The organism is Metabacillus sp. 84 (genome assembly GCF_050107715.1).
Lineage (GTDB): Bacteria > Bacillota > Bacilli > Bacillales > Bacillaceae > Metabacillus_B.
This window is the reverse complement of record NZ_JBNILN010000003.1, coordinates 401,012-416,038: the sequence shown is the minus strand read 5'-3', so window position 1 is coordinate 416,038 and position 15,027 is coordinate 401,012. Positions and strand designations below refer to the sequence as shown.

General features: G+C 44.9%; 18 protein-coding genes and 1 pseudogene. All 19 read right to left on the bottom strand.

Annotated elements, in window-relative coordinates; translation table 11 throughout:
- Positions 1–224: 224 nt before the first annotated feature.
- A pseudogene (locus tag ACQCV8_RS08945) lies at positions 225–1,052 on the bottom strand (PTS transporter subunit EIIC); the annotation flags it as partial.
- Between the two features lie 28 nt (positions 1,053–1,080).
- On the bottom strand, positions 1,081–1,938 hold the full coding sequence (locus ACQCV8_RS08940) for a MurR/RpiR family transcriptional regulator (RefSeq protein ID WP_426844232.1): 858 nt from the start codon (positions 1,936–1,938) through the stop codon (positions 1,081–1,083).
- A complete protein-coding gene (gene murQ / locus ACQCV8_RS08935; RefSeq protein ID WP_426844230.1) occupies positions 1,935–2,858 on the bottom strand; it encodes an N-acetylmuramic acid 6-phosphate etherase in 924 nt (307 codons plus the stop codon). The genes ACQCV8_RS08940 and murQ overlap by 4 nt, the downstream gene beginning before the upstream one ends.
- Before the next feature lie 215 nt (positions 2,859–3,073).
- On the bottom strand, positions 3,074–3,979 hold the full coding sequence (locus ACQCV8_RS08930; RefSeq protein WP_426844229.1) for an NAD(P)/FAD-dependent oxidoreductase: 906 nt from the start codon (positions 3,977–3,979) through the stop codon (positions 3,074–3,076).
- Positions 3,980–4,055: 76 nt separating this feature from the next.
- On the bottom strand, positions 4,056–4,460 hold the full coding sequence (locus ACQCV8_RS08925; protein WP_426844228.1) for an RrF2 family transcriptional regulator: 405 nt from the start codon (positions 4,458–4,460) through the stop codon (positions 4,056–4,058).
- A 257-nt stretch (positions 4,461–4,717) separates the two neighbouring features.
- Entirely contained in the window at positions 4,718–5,668 is a 951-nt protein-coding gene (locus tag ACQCV8_RS08920) for a TRM11 family SAM-dependent methyltransferase (protein ID WP_426844227.1), read from the bottom strand.
- Between the two features lie 102 nt (positions 5,669–5,770).
- On the bottom strand, positions 5,771–6,031 hold the full coding sequence (locus tag ACQCV8_RS08915) for a DUF1292 domain-containing protein (protein ID WP_426844226.1): 261 nt from the start codon (positions 6,029–6,031) through the stop codon (positions 5,771–5,773).
- Positions 6,032–6,056: 25 nt separating this feature from the next.
- Entirely contained in the window at positions 6,057–6,431 is a 375-nt protein-coding gene (locus ACQCV8_RS08910; RefSeq protein WP_426844225.1) for a nucleotide excision repair endonuclease, read from the bottom strand.
- A gap of 105 nt (positions 6,432–6,536) precedes the next feature.
- On the bottom strand, positions 6,537–7,199 hold the full coding sequence (modB, locus tag ACQCV8_RS08905) for a molybdate ABC transporter permease subunit (protein ID WP_426844224.1): 663 nt from the start codon (positions 7,197–7,199) through the stop codon (positions 6,537–6,539).
- Positions 7,199–7,960, bottom strand: a complete 762-nt coding sequence (modA, locus tag ACQCV8_RS08900; RefSeq protein ID WP_426844223.1) for a molybdate ABC transporter substrate-binding protein — start codon at positions 7,958–7,960, stop codon at positions 7,199–7,201. The genes modB and modA overlap by 1 nt, the downstream gene beginning before the upstream one ends.
- A 36-nt stretch (positions 7,961–7,996) precedes the next feature.
- On the bottom strand, positions 7,997–8,230 hold the full coding sequence (moaD, locus tag ACQCV8_RS08895) for a molybdopterin converting factor subunit 1 (protein WP_426844222.1): 234 nt from the start codon (positions 8,228–8,230) through the stop codon (positions 7,997–7,999).
- Complete coding sequence (locus ACQCV8_RS08890) at positions 8,227–8,700, bottom strand: molybdenum cofactor biosynthesis protein MoaE (protein WP_426844221.1); 474 nt, start codon at positions 8,698–8,700, stop codon at positions 8,227–8,229. Before ACQCV8_RS08890 ends, moaD begins: the two co-directional genes overlap by 4 nt.
- Positions 8,672–9,205: a molybdopterin-guanine dinucleotide biosynthesis protein B gene (mobB, locus tag ACQCV8_RS08885; RefSeq protein WP_426844220.1), complete on the bottom strand. Its 534-nt coding sequence runs from the start codon at positions 9,203–9,205 to the stop codon at positions 8,672–8,674. Before mobB ends, ACQCV8_RS08890 begins: the two co-directional genes overlap by 29 nt.
- Complete coding sequence (glp, locus tag ACQCV8_RS08880) at positions 9,172–10,467, bottom strand: gephyrin-like molybdotransferase Glp (RefSeq protein ID WP_426844219.1); 1,296 nt, start codon at positions 10,465–10,467, stop codon at positions 9,172–9,174. Before glp ends, mobB begins: the two co-directional genes overlap by 34 nt.
- A 290-nt stretch (positions 10,468–10,757) precedes the next feature.
- Complete coding sequence (locus ACQCV8_RS08875) at positions 10,758–11,561, bottom strand: formate/nitrite transporter family protein (RefSeq protein WP_426844218.1); 804 nt, start codon at positions 11,559–11,561, stop codon at positions 10,758–10,760.
- Positions 11,562–11,747: 186 nt separating this feature from the next.
- A complete protein-coding gene (gene moaA, locus ACQCV8_RS08870) occupies positions 11,748–12,758 on the bottom strand; it encodes a GTP 3',8-cyclase MoaA (protein ID WP_426844217.1) in 1,011 nt (336 codons plus the stop codon).
- 21 nt (positions 12,759–12,779) lie between these two features.
- Entirely contained in the window at positions 12,780–13,580 is an 801-nt protein-coding gene (fdhD, locus tag ACQCV8_RS08865) for a formate dehydrogenase accessory sulfurtransferase FdhD (protein WP_426844216.1), read from the bottom strand.
- Between the two features lie 880 nt (positions 13,581–14,460).
- Complete coding sequence (locus ACQCV8_RS08860) at positions 14,461–14,745, bottom strand: hypothetical protein (RefSeq protein ID WP_426844215.1); 285 nt, start codon at positions 14,743–14,745, stop codon at positions 14,461–14,463.
- Positions 14,746–14,811: 66 nt separating this feature from the next.
- Entirely contained in the window at positions 14,812–15,015 is a 204-nt protein-coding gene (locus tag ACQCV8_RS08855; RefSeq protein ID WP_426844214.1) for a hypothetical protein, read from the bottom strand.
- Positions 15,016–15,027: the final 12 nt, after the last annotated feature.

Genomic DNA, 15,027 nt, shown 5'->3' with positions numbered 1-15,027 from the left:
AAAATGATAGTTGAGCAATGATACGGTTGTACTTGTTCTTCTATATTCATTCATAGGTTTATTGTATCAGTTTTATTTAAAAACTGATTCAATGCGACAATAAAAAAAAGAACAAAACATTTCGGATACTTGAAGCACCACAAACCTTACGGTTTTCAGTGGTACTCCGTATCCGACCTCACTTTCATCCCACACCTGAAGGAATGGGCTTTCCCGTTCGGAAAATCTGTAATCCCTTCTGAAATCCAGCCTCCTACCGGCATAAAGAGAACGTACGTACATAAACCGGTAACGAGAAGCGCAATGGTCGGAGTCAGAATAATATCTAATGATTTAGGAATAAACGTCCGGACCCGCTTTTCAACCACCGCCATAAAGATGGCAGCAAATAAAACTCCTACAAGTCCCCCGCGGCCGGGAAGCAAATTTTCGCCAAACAGAGAAATATCCGCTATCGCAGGGTTGATTATCAGGATTCCCGCAAGAGCTCCAAGTGCCGGAGATCCTCCAAACTCCTTCGCTGCGTTAAATCCGACTAAAATTCCAAGGTATGCAAATAATCCTCCGCCGATTGCTGTTAAAATGAGTGCGGTTTGCGAGTCGGCTGCGAGCCACTCTGCCTGAATAACGGCCTTCGTAATCCCTGTTATAAGCCCGGATGCCACCAGCGCAGGAATCAGCGGGATAAAGATGTTTGCAATTCTTCGTAAAAATTGCTTAAAGGGTGTGGCGTTCTTTTTGTTCACTTCAGCTTTATTTGAAGCGGCTGCCTGCTTTAAATCAAAATCTTCTGTTTCTCCCGTGAGCCTCCCAAACTCTTCTGCCACTTGATTCACTGTCCCTGGTCCTACAATGATCTGGAACGTGTCTTCCTCTACGACCCCGAATACCCCCTCAATCCTTTTAAGGCCATCCCTGTCGACGAGCGACTCATCCTTCACCTTTACTCTAAGTCTTGTCATGCAATTCGCGTATGAAGCGACATTCCCCTTGCCGCCGAGTTTTTCGGCGATTTCTGCCGCAAGTTTGTGAGATTGATCCCTTTTTCCCATCAAAAACCCTCCCCCAATGAAGTCAATTCTATTTTTCTTTCTTGGTAATCGAGTGGATTGCTTCTCTCGTATTGTCAATGTACTGAACGGTCTCACTGTATTGCAGCGCTGCCATCCCAAGAAACAGGACGTCAATCATATACAGCTGCGACAGACGCGAGGAAGTGGCTGCGCTTCTAAAAGGCGCTTCACTCGAGCTTGATGTATAAAGGCAAACATCACACAGTGCGGTCATTGCGGATTGGCCGAAGTGGGTCAGGCCAATTGTTTTCACCCCCTTTTCTTTCGCAAGCTTCAGGATTTTAATAATTTCCGGCGTTTCCCCGGAATAGGATACAGCAAACAGCACATCCCTTTCTTCCGCATTGGCAATTAGCGTAGCCACTAGATGCAGATCGCTGAAAGAGGTGGCATTTTTGCTGATCCTCAGCAATTTTTGCTGGGCATCGGCTGCTACAATCCCTGAAGCCCCTACTCCGAAAAAGTGGACCGTTTTTGCCTCATTCAATAGCTGGACTGCTATCTCGAGCTGAGTGAAATCAATAATTTCAGAGGTGTCTGTAATTGCCTGAACACTGTTGCTTGCTGTTTTCATCGCTGTGGAATACAAGGATTCCCCCGGGGCAATGTCGCGGTAGCCATGTTCAGCCGGTTTAAGCAAATCTCCGGCAATCCGAAGCTTTAAGTCCTGAAACCCCTTTAAACCAAGTGATTTGCACAGACGCACGACCGCTGCCCCGCTCGTGCCGGAAGAAACGCTTATTTGGCTGACGGTTGAATTTACGGCCTCATGCGGATGATCCAGTATGTACTGCGCTATTTTCCTTTCCGATCCTGGAAGCCTCCCGATGGTTTGCTGTATAATGGCCAGCCCCCCTTTTGTCACAGCGGCAAGTTCTTTCCGGATTGGGAAGCAATCGCACTTCTCGCATTTCCATTGTGTTCGACCAGGAGCTTTTGAGCAGCGGCAGCCTCCGTGCCGGTTTGAATCATGACAATCGCTTTTTTGACCTGCAGCCCGGACTGCTCAAGAATTTCTTCCGCTTTTTCATTTGTTACGCCTGTTATCGTTTCAATAATGGAAATCGCTCTTTCCTTGAGCTTATGGTTGCTGACATGAACATCAATCATCAGGTTTTCATACACTTTTCCGGCTTTCACCATTGCTGCTGTAGAAATCATGTTCAAAATCATTTTGTGAGCTGTAGCGGCCTTGAGTCTTGTAGAGCCGGTCAATACTTCCGGTCCGGTAATGACCTCAATCCGGTGCTGGGCAAAAGTGCTAATATAAGCGCATTCATTACTGGATAGCGCTACGGTTGCTGCTCCCATTTCCCCCGCATACTCAAGCCCGCCTGCTACATAAGGAGTTCTCCCGCTTGCTGCGATTCCGATAACTGTATCTTTGCTGGAAAGGCCGATGGCCATCAAGTCTTTTTTCCCTTGTGCGGCAGAATCCTCAGCCCCTTCTGCGGCTTTTAAAAATGCTCCTTCTCCACCCGCCATAACGGCCACAACCTGATCAGGAGCTGTTCCAAAGGTCGGAGGACATTCAACCGCATCCAATATCCCCAGCCTGCCGCTCGTCCCTGCTCCCATATAAATCAGCCTGCCGCCTTTTAATAACGAGGCGGCAGCACAATCTGCCGCTTTGCTGGCTAGAGGCAGCACTTTTTCGACTGCCAAAGCCACCTGCTGATCCTCCGCATTCATCATTTGTAAAATATCTAAAGTGTCAGCCTGGTCCATATTCATTGACTTTTTGTTTCGCTGCTCTGTCGTAAGCTTCCTCAGCTGCTTTTCCATTAACGTCTGCTACCTCCCGGCTCTCTTGCCAAATATTCTGAAAATTAATTGCTTACTATGATTATACGTTAATTTGAATATTTATTTCAATAATATTATTAAAAAATTGAAATTATGTTTTAGTGTTAGGAATTATTATATACCTGTTTAAAGCAAAAGCCTTTGGGCTGTGGCACCTTCACACGTTTGAGGAGGGAGACTTCTTTTGGGGCCATTTAAAATCTATCTAATGTTAGATCCATGTTTATACTTGAAGCCGCCTTATTGCCGTCGCCTGCAGCTATGATCAAAGAAAAGGGTCCTGCCTTTTCAGTTTCACCTGCAATATATATCCCATTTGCTGTTGTTCGTCCAGCACCGTCGGTGATAATTCCTCCGTTTTCATCAACTTGGCAGTTTAATTGTTCAGCAAATTTATTTGGGCGATAAAAACTTGGAACTGCGAAGCCGCCACTTCTTAGAATGTTCGCACCTGATTCTAATTCAATACTTTCTAAGTTTCCATCATCTCCATGTAAGTTTTTAATAACTTCTGTATAGACCTTAATCTTTTTATTTTCAAAATCATTTCGCACTTTATTTGATAGTAGATGACCATTAGTAAAAACGATTAAATCATTTGACCAATTAAAAACCAATTTAGTCATATGAATAATGTGGTCATCCTTTACTGCAATTATTGCTAACGGCTTATCTCTAAGCTCCCAGCCATCACAATATGGACAGCTGAACAAACTTTTACCGTAATACTGCTTAATCTGTGATAAGGGGAATTCTTCTTGTATACCGGTAGCTAACAGGATTTTTTCTGTTAAATAACTATTATTGTTCGATGTATTGACTAAAAGTAAGTTTTTTTGAACATCTTTATTTACCTCAATAACTGTCTCATTTGAGATGGACACAGAAGGATAAGATTCTAATTCTTTCATTGCTATATTTTTAAATTCTTGTGGTTTAATTCCATCTCTTGTTATAAAGCCATGTGACTCTTGTGTTACACGATTTCGATTTGTTCCATTATCAAATATGGCAACCCCTCTGCGCGCTCTCCCTAAAGTTAGGGCTGCACTTAATCCAGCTGGTCCTGCACCAATTACAATACAATCATGTATATTCATCAATTATTTTCCTCCCTGTCTATACTGTATATTATAGAGTCTTAATATCTACAATTTGAATAAAAGAAATCCTGATTTATATAGATTTCTCATTCATTTTGTTAGCCAGTTCAGCTATTCGCGTTTGATTCAATTCATTTAAAAGCTTTTCCTCGGCTGATTCGATTGCTTTCTGAATTAAGCAATCAGGATTGTGGCTGAGACAATACTCAAAAATAGGCGTCAAACCTTCAACGGCTTTTATTACATCAAGTAATGAAAGTTCTTCCCAGCCCGGTTTTAATTTATAGCCGCCATTAGCCCCTGAGACAGATTCAATCATACCCGACTTTACTAATTTTGTTAGGATCTTAGATAAATAGGTCGTTGAAACCTCTTGGCGTTCGGCTAATTTTGCCACACCAATATGCTCATCGGGGGTATTAACAGCTAAAAATAACATGGTGTGGAGAGCATAGTTGGTTGCTTTTGTTAACTTCATATTATCCATCCTATTGTAGACTTAATATATCCATAATATCCAGTAGAGTTTTTCATGTCAAATCCTGCGTTTAATCAACAGGCAGGCGCTTTTCCGGAGTAAAGAAAAAAGTCCAATATTATATTGGAAAATCGGACTTTTAATGCCCTTGGGCTGCAGGGCGATCGAAATGGCTCCCCCCTTACCGTTGGTGCGGTCGCACCTTCACACGTGTAAAGAGGGAGACTGCTATTGGAAATACGTTACATTCCACACGATTATATACAGACCACGATCTCCCGCTTAAACCTGCTTTTTACAGCAAAACCCCTGTCAATAACTTTAAATCCTGCATTAGTGAGCTCCCGGTCAATCGGATCAATGGTTACGAAGACACAGCGATCAGCAATCCGTCTTGCACTTTGGATAATTGATTCCTGTTCTTCATGTGTGATATGGGTATATAAATTGTAGGGCAGGTCAATCACTGCTGTATCATAACGGGCCGTTACCTTTTCGATTGGCCCGACTGCAACCTCCCCGATTAATCCGAAATAGGCAATGTTTTCTCTTGCTCCAGTTACGGCCAGCGGATTGATGTCACGTCCACTAATCTGAACCCCCATAGATAGTGCCTCCACAAGGATGTTGCCAATTCCGCAGCAAGGGTCGATTACAGACACTCCTTTCGGATCGGGTACGGCTATGTTGACGACTGCCCTTGCAAGCCTTGTGCTGAGAGCCGTGGAATATTGACGGGGTTTTTTTATATGCTGCAGCCAAACCGCTTCGCTACGGTCATAACTCCCGAAATACCACTTGCCGTTCAGTGCAGCAATTCCATACATTCTGTCTGGGTGATGAACGTCCGCCTCTCCTTCAATATACTGGCCGAGCTCGCGTTCGATCAAGCGTCTTTCCTTGTAATCAATCGCGCCCCCTTCCGGCAATTCGCTGCTTTTCAGGCAAATGATTTTAAATGTCTCATTTCCGAGCTTCAATTGCCCAAGCTGAGCCGAAATCTCTGTAAGGGTTTCTGCTTCAAAGAAGACTCCTACCTTTTCTCTTATAAATGGGCTCCTTCCGGCAGGAATATCCTTTCCACTTAAAAAAAGCCCTTCCGGAACTTCCTCTCCGAACAGGGACCTTAATTCCAGCATGCAAAGGGAATGCTCCTCTTTACTGTATGTATAGGCGTAAACAAAAGACTCTGATGATCTCATTTCCATCCATCCCTTATACGATAAGCTTTTCTATGTTTTATTTTCGTTACAAGCGTAGCAATGGACATTATAAAAGAAAAGAGGGGAGCCCCCTCTTTTAGATATAGACTATTCAATTTGGCTTTCAAACGCTGATGTCACTTCTTCGAACTCTTCATCGCTCTCTATCTCAGCGAGCTCTCCATCCTCTTCCACTCTTAAGAAGAAAAGTTCAATTTCTTCTGCAGTCTCTTGCTGAATGTCTTCCGAAAATCCTACAGCCGCATATTGACGGCCTTGAATATCTGCTGTACCAAGAACTTCAAGCTCCTGCTCCTTGCCGTCCTCGTCCTCAATGATAAACACGTCTCCAACCTCTACACGATCCATGCGGATTCCTCCTTAACAAGCGGATTTATTTAAAGAAAACCTTATCAATATTATATTTTGCCTTACGCATGTTGATGGCATACGTCTCATATATCTCGCGTTCCATAGGATCCTCTACGACACATACCTCTATGGTGCTGATCTCATCTCTATTGTCCTTTACAGGAGAAACGGTATCTTCGAAATGCTTCTTAATTCTCTGTCTGAGTTTTCTTGCCTTCCCGACGAACAGCAATTCATCGTGAAGGTTATAAAACATAAAAATTCCGCCCTTGTCTCTTGGAATTTTCATGTACTCTGTGAAACCATATTTGTCGCTGATGTCAATTGTACCCTGGGTTCTCTGCTGCTCATTCCTTCTAATAACCAAATCTGGTGAAGGCATGGTGATTTTAATCATGAAAGCTCACATCCTGCTTCTGCTTAATTGTATGTTTCTGAACCTGTGTATTATCTCATAAGATGCCCCTGATTGCCAATTCTGCCATAATCAACTGGAATATGGCTATTTTCTCGAGCTGTGGAAGGATACAGCAGCAAGCATAATAAATGAAAGGGCAACAATGGTGAGGACCCACATCCAGGCAAGCTCCATATCCCCGGATTCAATGGCCATATAAATGGCTGTAGGAACCGTTTGTGTCTTACCCGGGATATTGCCTGCAAACATCAGGGTGGCTCCGAATTCCCCAAGCGCTCTTGCAAAGCTTAAAATGAGCCCGGTTAAAATGGAGCTTAATGCAAGCGGGAGAGAAATGTGCCATATTACCTTTCCGGCTCCAGCTCCGTCAACCTTTGCTGCGTCCTCAATGTCACCATCGATTGCCTGCAAGCCTGTTTTAACTGCCTGATACATGAGCGGAAAAGCCACTACGGAAGATGCGATCACACCTGCCCACCAGGTGAACATGACGGGGGAACCGAAAATAGTAAGGATTAATTGTCCTGCCGGGCTCCGGGTTCCGAAAACAACAATTAGCAAAAAACCTGTCACAGAGGGGGGGAAAACCAATGGCAGCAAAAGGAACGTTTCCAGGAGCACTTTCCCTTTAAACGATCTTTTGGCCATGAAAACAGCGGCGCTTATCCCTGCCAGCGCTACAATCATGGTCGACACAACGGCGATTTGAGCGGAAAGGAGGACTGGGCTCCAAAATGAGGCAGCCATTATTCCCCATTCACTCTGGAGAATCCGTATTTTTCGAAAACCTCCGCAGCTTTCTCTCCTCTTAAAAATTCATAAAAGGCTTTCGCTTCCTGAGGATGGGAGGTTTGCTTCAGGATTCCGAGGGGGTAAACAATCGGCGAATAAGAGCCGGCCGGCGGCGCTGCAATAAACTTTACGTCTCCAGAAGAAGCAGCATCTGTCCGGTAGACAATTCCCGCCTGGGCGTTTCCTGTGCTGACATAGGTTAAAACTTGTCTTACATCCTTTCCGTATACAATCCCGCTGCTGACCTTCTCCCATAGCTTGAGGTTTTTTAGCGCTTCTTTTGCGTATTTTCCGGCAGGGACCGACTCAGGAGTCCCGATGGAAAATGGGCCTTTCATGTTCGGCAAGTCCTGGAATGACTGAATATCCTGATTGTCTTTAGCTGTTATAAGAACCATTTCATTTCCTGCAAGATTGCCAGAATGCGATTCATCTACAAGCCCTTCCTTTTTCAGCTCTTCAAAATGATCCTCAGCAGCGGAGAAAAACAAATCGGCTGGAGCACCCTGTAAAATCTGCCGGCGAAGGGTACCTGAGCCGCCAAAGTTAAAGGATACACGGATATTGGGATTAGCCTGCTGGAAATCATCGTTTATATCTTGCAGTACTTCCTTCAGACTGGCTGCAGCAGATACAGTAATTTCTGTTTTACTAGGTTCTGCTCCTGAGCAGCCGCCTATCATCAATAGGGTAAAAAGGGCGATTATGTATTTCATTCAAATTCATCCTTAAACATAATAATCACAAATCCGTTATCCCCCGCTGACAGGCGGAATGAAAGCGACGGTATCTCCCGCTTTTACTAATGCTTCATCCGGGACAAAGCTTTCATCGATCGCGGCCATAGAATGTTTGAAGGCAGAACCTGGGTACAGCAATTCCAGCTGTTCTTTAAGCTGCCGTACTGAGCTTCCTGCTGCTTCCAATTCAATTTTATCCGTTCCAGCGGATTCACGATTGGCTGCAAATAGCAAAATGGTAATCATGTTCTCATGCCTCCTTCTGGCGGTTTCCCTTCAGGATATGCCTTTTTTTCAAGCTGATCACCGATCCACTTTGTCCCGTCCTGCCAAAACTCTTTCTTCCAAATAGGAACGATCTGCTTAATCCGCTCGATGGCATACTCGTTTGCTTCATAAGCTGTTTTCCTGTGCGGGGATGAGACTGCAATGACGACCGCAATATCAGATATCTCAAGCCGGCCTGTCCGGTGGGTTATGGCGGTCACAGCGTCGGGCCACTGATGGCTGATTTCTTCTCCAATTTGAGCGAGCATTTTTTCAGCCATTGGCTTATATGCCTCGTACTCTAAATGAAGAGTCTTTTTGCCATCTGTAAGCTCCCGGACGGTCCCGATAAAGACTGTGATCGCGCCCGCTTCTCTTCTTTCCACCTTTTGAATAACCCCCTCAGCGGAGATCTGCTCCTCAGTCAGGCAAAATATCTTCTCTGTCAATCTGTTTCACCGCCTTCTTTATCATAAAATCAATAGATTGTGCCACTTGCTGTTTCGTAAAGAATTCAATACCCGGCAAAGGGGGAACCGTCAAATCTGTGATGACGCAAATAATGCCGGTTAACTGGTCAAGCAAAGAAAGATCCTCTTCCTTTTCAATGAGCACCGCTTTTGGGTACCGGGCGTGCTTATACCCTTCAATAAAGAGGACATCCAGGTTAAAATGCGAATAAAATTGTATAAGTTCCTCCAGAGCAGACCCTTCCAGCCTAGCAGAAAGCTGGAGCACTCCGGCACCTTCAGCTGCTGAAACTGCTGCTCCAGCTTCAAAATGTCTGGAGCTGTCTTTTCCATGCAGATCCGGAGCACCTCCGTGTCCATGATGCTTAAGTGATCCGACATTCAGGCCCAAACCGGACGCACGGGCTATTAAGTTTTCCATTAGTCTTGTTTTCCCGCTGTTCTGGTAGCCTACGACCTGTAGGATGGCACAATGTTTTCCCATGGCCACTCACTTCCCAAACCGCCGCTCAGCAAAAGTGCATCAACGGACATTCCTTTTTCATACCCTCTTGTTCCTCCAGGAAGAACAATAAAAGCATCAGCATCTGCAAGCGATGAGACCGCACTGGACTTATCGAATCCTGAAGAAGTGACCGACACCTTTCCTCCCTCTGAAAATTCCATTCGCGCCCTGACAAACCTCATAAACGGATTAGGTTTTTTAAAATCCGCTCCTAATACCGCTTTAACCTTTTTTAAATGAGGATATGCACTTCCCTGGCTCACGCGGATTACAGGCCTCACAAACAATTCAAAACCTACATAACAGGCGGACGGATTTCCTGAAAGTCCGAATAGCAGCTTTCCGTTAAGTTCAGCGGCGGACGTCACGCTTCCCGGACGCATCGCAACTTTATTGAAAAGGACAGAGGCGTTCAGCTTTTCGTACACTGCAGGTATGTAGTCATAGTCCCCTACTGAGACCCCTCCAGTGGTGATAAGAAAGTCAACTTTCTCGAGAGCTGACCGAACGGTAGTAAAACACTGGTCCAGATCATCCGGCAGCTTCCCGAGATACAGAGGATCTGCCCCGGCTCTTTTGATTTGAGAGAGGACCATGTAAGCATTGCTGTTCCTGATCTTCCCGGGCTTAATAGGCTCACCTGGTTCTAAAAGCTCGCTGCCTGTGGCAAGCACACCAACTACAGGTTGTTTAGCAACAGGCACGCTCTCATAGCCAAACGTTGCCAGAAGAGCGGAAATCCCGGGGTTGATGATTGTTCCTCTTTCTGAAAGGACTGAACCTTCAAGGGTATCTTCACCTTTAAAGGAGATATTGTCTCCCTTTTTATATGTACGGCTGATCTCAATCAGCTTTCTTCCTTGCACGGATTTCTCTTTCACAAGCTCAAGCATGACCACTGCATTAAATCCTGCCGGCAATGCCGCTCCGGTCATAATACGGACAGCATGGCCTTTTTCAGCAGCTTTTGTATATAACGAGCCCGCTCCGATTTCGCCTGTCACTTCGAAAACAGCTGGATTTTCAGCGGAAGCAGCTATCGTATCCTCTGCTCTGATAGCAAATCCATCATAAGGGGACCTGTCGAATGCAGGAACATCATGATCTGCTATAAGATCCTCCGCCAAAAAACGTCCGTATGCTTCTTCAAGTGGAACCCTTTCAACGTCTCCAGGCTCAAGCAAACCCATGACTTTCCTGACTGCCTCGCTGACGGAAATCGGAGACCGTTTTTCAACCATTATCCTCACTCCTGCCTGCGGTTCTATTTGTATCCATTACCTGTTTTGAAATATAGCCCATACCATGGAAAGGGGAAATAACGTATTGAATAGAGACTGGTTTCGGTGCACAGGGTTCATTTTCCTGGATGCCATATGACCGGGCAGGCAAACGAATTTTTTTGAGCGTCCGGAAACCGGCCCCCCACCCGGGCAATCCCTATTTAACTTTATCAAAAACTTAAGATAAATGCTGATAAAATTATACGCGCGAATACCTTGCTGCGGAGAAAAAAAAACCTGCAGTTGGATCAGGAAACCTTCCTTGACTGGACCGCCTTTTTTTCCGTTTTCTTTGCATAAGTGATAAAGTATGCCATTCCAACGAAAATGGCTCCTCCAGCAATGTTGCCAAGCAAAGTTGGAACAAAGTTGGATAAATAATCGAACCACGTAAAGTAGCCTGCAAAAATAGCTGCCGGGATTAAAAACATGTTAGCGACAACATGCTGGAAGCCGATGGCAACAAAAGCCATGATCGGAAACCAGATTCCGAGTATTTTTCCGCCTGCATCTTCCGACCCGGTTGCGAGCCAAATCGCCAGACAGACGAGCCAGTTGCATCCGATTGCTGAAACAAAGGTCTGGAGGAATGTCTCATCAAGTTTAGCACCGGCCATGGACACGGTGGTATCCAGAAACGGCCCCGTTTCTGTAAGTCCGACGACATGCCCGAAAAAATAGGCTACAAACAAAGCACCTGCAAAATTAGTCAGCAGTACATAAAGCCAGTTTATTCCGAGGTCTTTAATCGAAATCTTTTTCGCGTAAACGGCCATGGACACCGCCATGATGTTCCCGGTTAATAACTCCCCGCCGGCAAGCACAATCAGCACGAGCCCTACAGGAAATACGGCTCCGCCCAAAAGAGAGGCAAAGCTGCCCCATTCCTCCGGCAGATTACCCACAACCCTTATATCCAGCAAAAACCCCAGTGAAATGAAGGCCCCTCCAAGAAATCCTAAAATGAGTATCGCAGGGAAAGTCAGTTTTGTTTTGCTTACACCCGCTTCAATCGTTTTCTCCGCAATCTGCTGCGGTTTAAGAAACGCCATTCGTCTCTCCTCCGATCTGTTTTTTAAGTAATGACACCTTCTCCGTTTGCGGGGCCTCATCTGTCTCACCAGAACCTTTCGGCTTCCACCTCTGGTCAGCCAACTGCCATTAGTTGCGTTCAGTCATACCATTCTACAGACCTTTTCATGGGAGATTCCGGGAAATGCTGCTGAATGGTAAATGGGTCAGCCTCCGATATGAGACATTTCAACTTTCGAACCGTTTGTCATTCCTTCTCTTCTTTCGTCTGAATATCGGTCGGTTCTCCGGTTCCATAAGGAAGAGATGACTTCAGCGAGCTCACTATCTGTTTTTCCTTCTCTCAGCAGTTCTCTTAAGTCGAATCCGCTGCCTGCAAAAAGACAGGTATACAGCTTTCCTTCAGCTGAAATTCTTGCTCTTGAACACGTGGAACAAAAAGAATCCGTAACAGAGGAGATAATGCCTATTTCGCCTTCATTATCTGTATACCTGTACCTGGAAGCAACTTCGCCTAGGTAATTCGGGGCTATCGGTTCAAGAGGCATACTCTCTGATATTCTGCTGATTATTTCTTGTTTAGAAACAACTTCTTCCATTTTCCAGCCATTCGTATTTCCGACATCCATGTATTCAATAAAGCGGAGGATGTGCCCCTTTTCTTTAAAGTAGCGGGCCATTGGGATAAGATCCTGTTCGTTTTTTCCTTTCTGGACAACCATATTAATTTTAACCGAAAGCCCCGCTTCAGACGCGGCTTCAATCCCTTCTATCACTCTTTTCACAGTGCTTTTATTCCCGTTCATGCTGTTAAACCGGCCTTCATCCAATGAATCGAGACTGATTGTAACCCGGTCCAATCCTGATTTTTTCAGCTCATGGGCCTGTTTCTTTAATAAAGATCCATTTGTAGTAATGGCAATGTCGCGAATCCCTTCAATGTGAGCAAGCCTTTGAATAAGCTGCGGGAGGTCTTTGCGCAGGAGCGGCTCCCCGCCCGTTATTCGGATTTTTTCGACTCCCAGTGCGGCAAATATTTTCGCCAGCCGTTCCACTTCTTCAAAGGATAAAATAGATTGTGCGTTTAAAAATGGGTAATCCGGGCCGAAAATCTCTTCAGGCATACAGTATCTGCACCTGAAATTGCAGCGGTCAGTCACTGAAATTCGCAAATCGCGGAGCGGACGCTGAAGTCGATCAAAAATTTCCGGATTCATCGCTGATCCTCTCCTTCCGTGTTAATCTTCATCCAGGATAATTCGTTCAGGACAAGTGTAAATGTTCATGGATTCATTTCGTATAAACCCGGCCGCCGTAATTCCAAGCTGATCTGCCAGGGTCAGAGCAAGCTCAGTCGGAGCTGATTTGGACAAGACGATTTCACAGCCGATTTTCGCAACCTTTAGAAGAATTTCTGAAGAAATCCGGCCGCTGAATACAACGACTTTATCTCCAATGGAAATCCCGTGCTTTAGGCAATGGCCGTAAATTTTATCAAGAGCATTATGCCTGCCGATATCCATCCTGCTTAAAATCAGTCCGTCCGCATTACAGAGGGCAGCGTTGTGAACCCCTCCTGTCTGCTGAAAGGTAAAGGCTGACTGCTGCATTTCACCCATCAGCCTGAAGCAGTCAGCTGCCGTCATCCTGATCCGGATGCCTTCCATTTTCTTCGCGGTGAGCGCATCGTTGGCAAACACAAAACCCGGTCTGCTCATCCCGCAGCATGATGTAACGTAGCGCTTGCTCTGGAAATTGTGAAAATAGGGGTTCATTTTGCTTAGCTTCACATGCGCATACCCTTCTCTTTCCTGAATCCATATGTCCTGAATATCCTCGTATTTTTTTATAACGCCCTCTGATGCCAAAAAGCCTGTGACCATATCCTCGATGTACTCAGGAGTGCACACCATCGTTACAAATTCCTGCCCATTGACCTTAACGGTTATAGGGAATTCCGTTACAACAAGGTCCTCTGTATGCTCGGCACAGCCGTTTTTAACCCTGATGATTTTTCTATTTTCTTCAGCCGGTTTCATGCAGCGACCCCCAAACATGAATAATCTTGATTGAACCAATGAGAGAAACGGCTATATTCTCCTCCAATAGAAAATATCGGCAGAAATTCCAACCCATTAGTCCTTCCTTACCCTCCATAGGACTACCTGAACACACTTTCTGTATCCTTTTTGCTGGAAAGGCAAGGTTCATCTCATTTTCCGTTCTCATTCAAGAGTATCATACCGGCAGCTAATGGCCCTAAAGTCAATGGCGAAACCAAGCGCAGAATGACATTCGACTTACTCCTATTGCCTCTATTAATCAAACTAAATTGCGAATTGATCGTACAGCTGAAAAAAATTGCTTAATGAGGCTCCTGTTGTTTAATCATTTAAATAAAAGCTCTGTTTCTATTTATAATAATGCTCTGTTAAACTTGGCTGCTGATTGCAGCCAGCAGGCATTCGCTTATCCAAGAGCGGTGAGCCTCCCCCTGGCCTCCCCTGTCCCGCTGCTCTTAAGCTTGAAGTGTCACATCTTCCGCTCTAATCAACAGGTATTATCAATACCCACATTAACTAAGCCTAAAATGAAAAAGCTGCCCTAAAAGAAACGAATTTCTTTTAGGGCAGCCATTATTCTATTCCAGTCCTTCAAGTTTTCCGGGCATGACTGCGTAAGATCATGTGCCTATGGCTGTTCAGCCTGCGATTATTTAACTTCTACCACAAAAGGAAATAGGTGCACCTTTCCTTTCATTTTAAACTCAGCCCAGATCTTGTACAGGCCGGGCTTCTCAAATTCGGTTTCGAACTTTGTTTCCTTCTTGGAGACTGGATGAACATGAATGTGTTTTTCAGCCTGTCATCCAGGATTACAACGTGGCCTGAAGCTCCGAGATATGGCTCGGGGGTTCTTTTATTGAAAGAAAAGCTTAATACATTTAGGATTAAGCTCAACCGTAAATTCTCCTGACGATTGTTTGCTATCGGTATCTGACTTTAAAGCAGGGGGGTACTTTTTCGCCTTGTTTCCCGCTTGCAGCACATCCGGCTTTACCTCATAGCGTCCATTTTCAGGCTTAAGGTCATCAAATGCTTTATAGGTTCCTGGTTTAAGAGCTTTCTTGATTTCATAGGTTCTTTTTCCTGTTCTGATTGGGTGAATATGATCGTATTCCGCTAAATCTTCACTTACAATCATTACATGCATCCGTTTTTGATGATGAATAAGCAGATGATCATAAGATTTTCCTTCCTCATTTTTCACCTATACTTGAATATTTCCATTCGCATATTCCGTTTCCGTCAAGATGCGGCTGTTATGGTCAGCGCTCGCCTTCATTCCTTCATGTTTGTGAATCTTATTGTCTGCTGCTTCCGGGCTGCTGTTTAGCTGAACGATGATATATACACCTGTTATTGCTCCTGTCACCAGGATAGCGGCTAACACCCATTTCCACAGGATAGACATTCGAAAACTCTC

Excerpts from the sequence above, each read along its gene's own strand:
- moaD (WP_426844222.1), bottom strand. The coding sequence starts at position 8,230 with ATGATTACCATTTTGCTATTTGCAGCCAATCGTGAATCCGCTGGAACG.
- glp (WP_426844219.1), bottom strand. The coding sequence starts at position 10,467 with ATGGTTGAAAAACGGTCTCCGATTTCCGTCAGCGAGGCAGTCAGGAAA.
- murQ (WP_426844230.1), bottom strand. The coding sequence starts at position 2,858 with ATGGAAAAGCAGCTGAGGAAGCTTACGACAGAGCAGCGAAACAAAAAG.
- modA (WP_426844223.1), bottom strand. The coding sequence starts at position 7,960 with ATGAAATACATAATCGCCCTTTTTACCCTATTGATGATAGGCGGCTGC.
- ACQCV8_RS08915 (WP_426844226.1), bottom strand. The coding sequence starts at position 6,031 with ATGGATCGTGTAGAGGTTGGAGACGTGTTTATCATTGAGGACGAGGAC.
- ACQCV8_RS08910 (WP_426844225.1), bottom strand. The coding sequence starts at position 6,431 with ATGATTAAAATCACCATGCCTTCACCAGATTTGGTTATTAGAAGGAAT.
- ACQCV8_RS08875 (WP_426844218.1), bottom strand. The coding sequence starts at position 11,561 with ATGGCGTTTCTTAAACCGCAGCAGATTGCGGAGAAAACGATTGAAGCG.
- ACQCV8_RS08860 (WP_426844215.1), bottom strand. The coding sequence starts at position 14,745 with ATGATTGTAAGTGAAGATTTAGCGGAATACGATCATATTCACCCAATC.
- moaA (WP_426844217.1), bottom strand. The coding sequence starts at position 12,758 with ATGAATCCGGAAATTTTTGATCGACTTCAGCGTCCGCTCCGCGATTTG.
- fdhD (WP_426844216.1), bottom strand. The coding sequence starts at position 13,580 with ATGAAACCGGCTGAAGAAAATAGAAAAATCATCAGGGTTAAAAACGGC.
- ACQCV8_RS08855 (WP_426844214.1), bottom strand. The coding sequence starts at position 15,015 with ATGTCTATCCTGTGGAAATGGGTGTTAGCCGCTATCCTGGTGACAGGA.
- mobB (WP_426844220.1), bottom strand. The coding sequence starts at position 9,205 with ATGGGAAAACATTGTGCCATCCTACAGGTCGTAGGCTACCAGAACAGC.
- modB (WP_426844224.1), bottom strand. The coding sequence starts at position 7,199 with ATGGCTGCCTCATTTTGGAGCCCAGTCCTCCTTTCCGCTCAAATCGCC.
- ACQCV8_RS08925 (WP_426844228.1), bottom strand. The coding sequence starts at position 4,460 with ATGAAGTTAACAAAAGCAACCAACTATGCTCTCCACACCATGTTATTT.
- ACQCV8_RS08920 (WP_426844227.1), bottom strand. The coding sequence starts at position 5,668 with ATGGAAATGAGATCATCAGAGTCTTTTGTTTACGCCTATACATACAGT.
- ACQCV8_RS08930 (WP_426844229.1), bottom strand. The coding sequence starts at position 3,979 with ATGAATATACATGATTGTATTGTAATTGGTGCAGGACCAGCTGGATTA.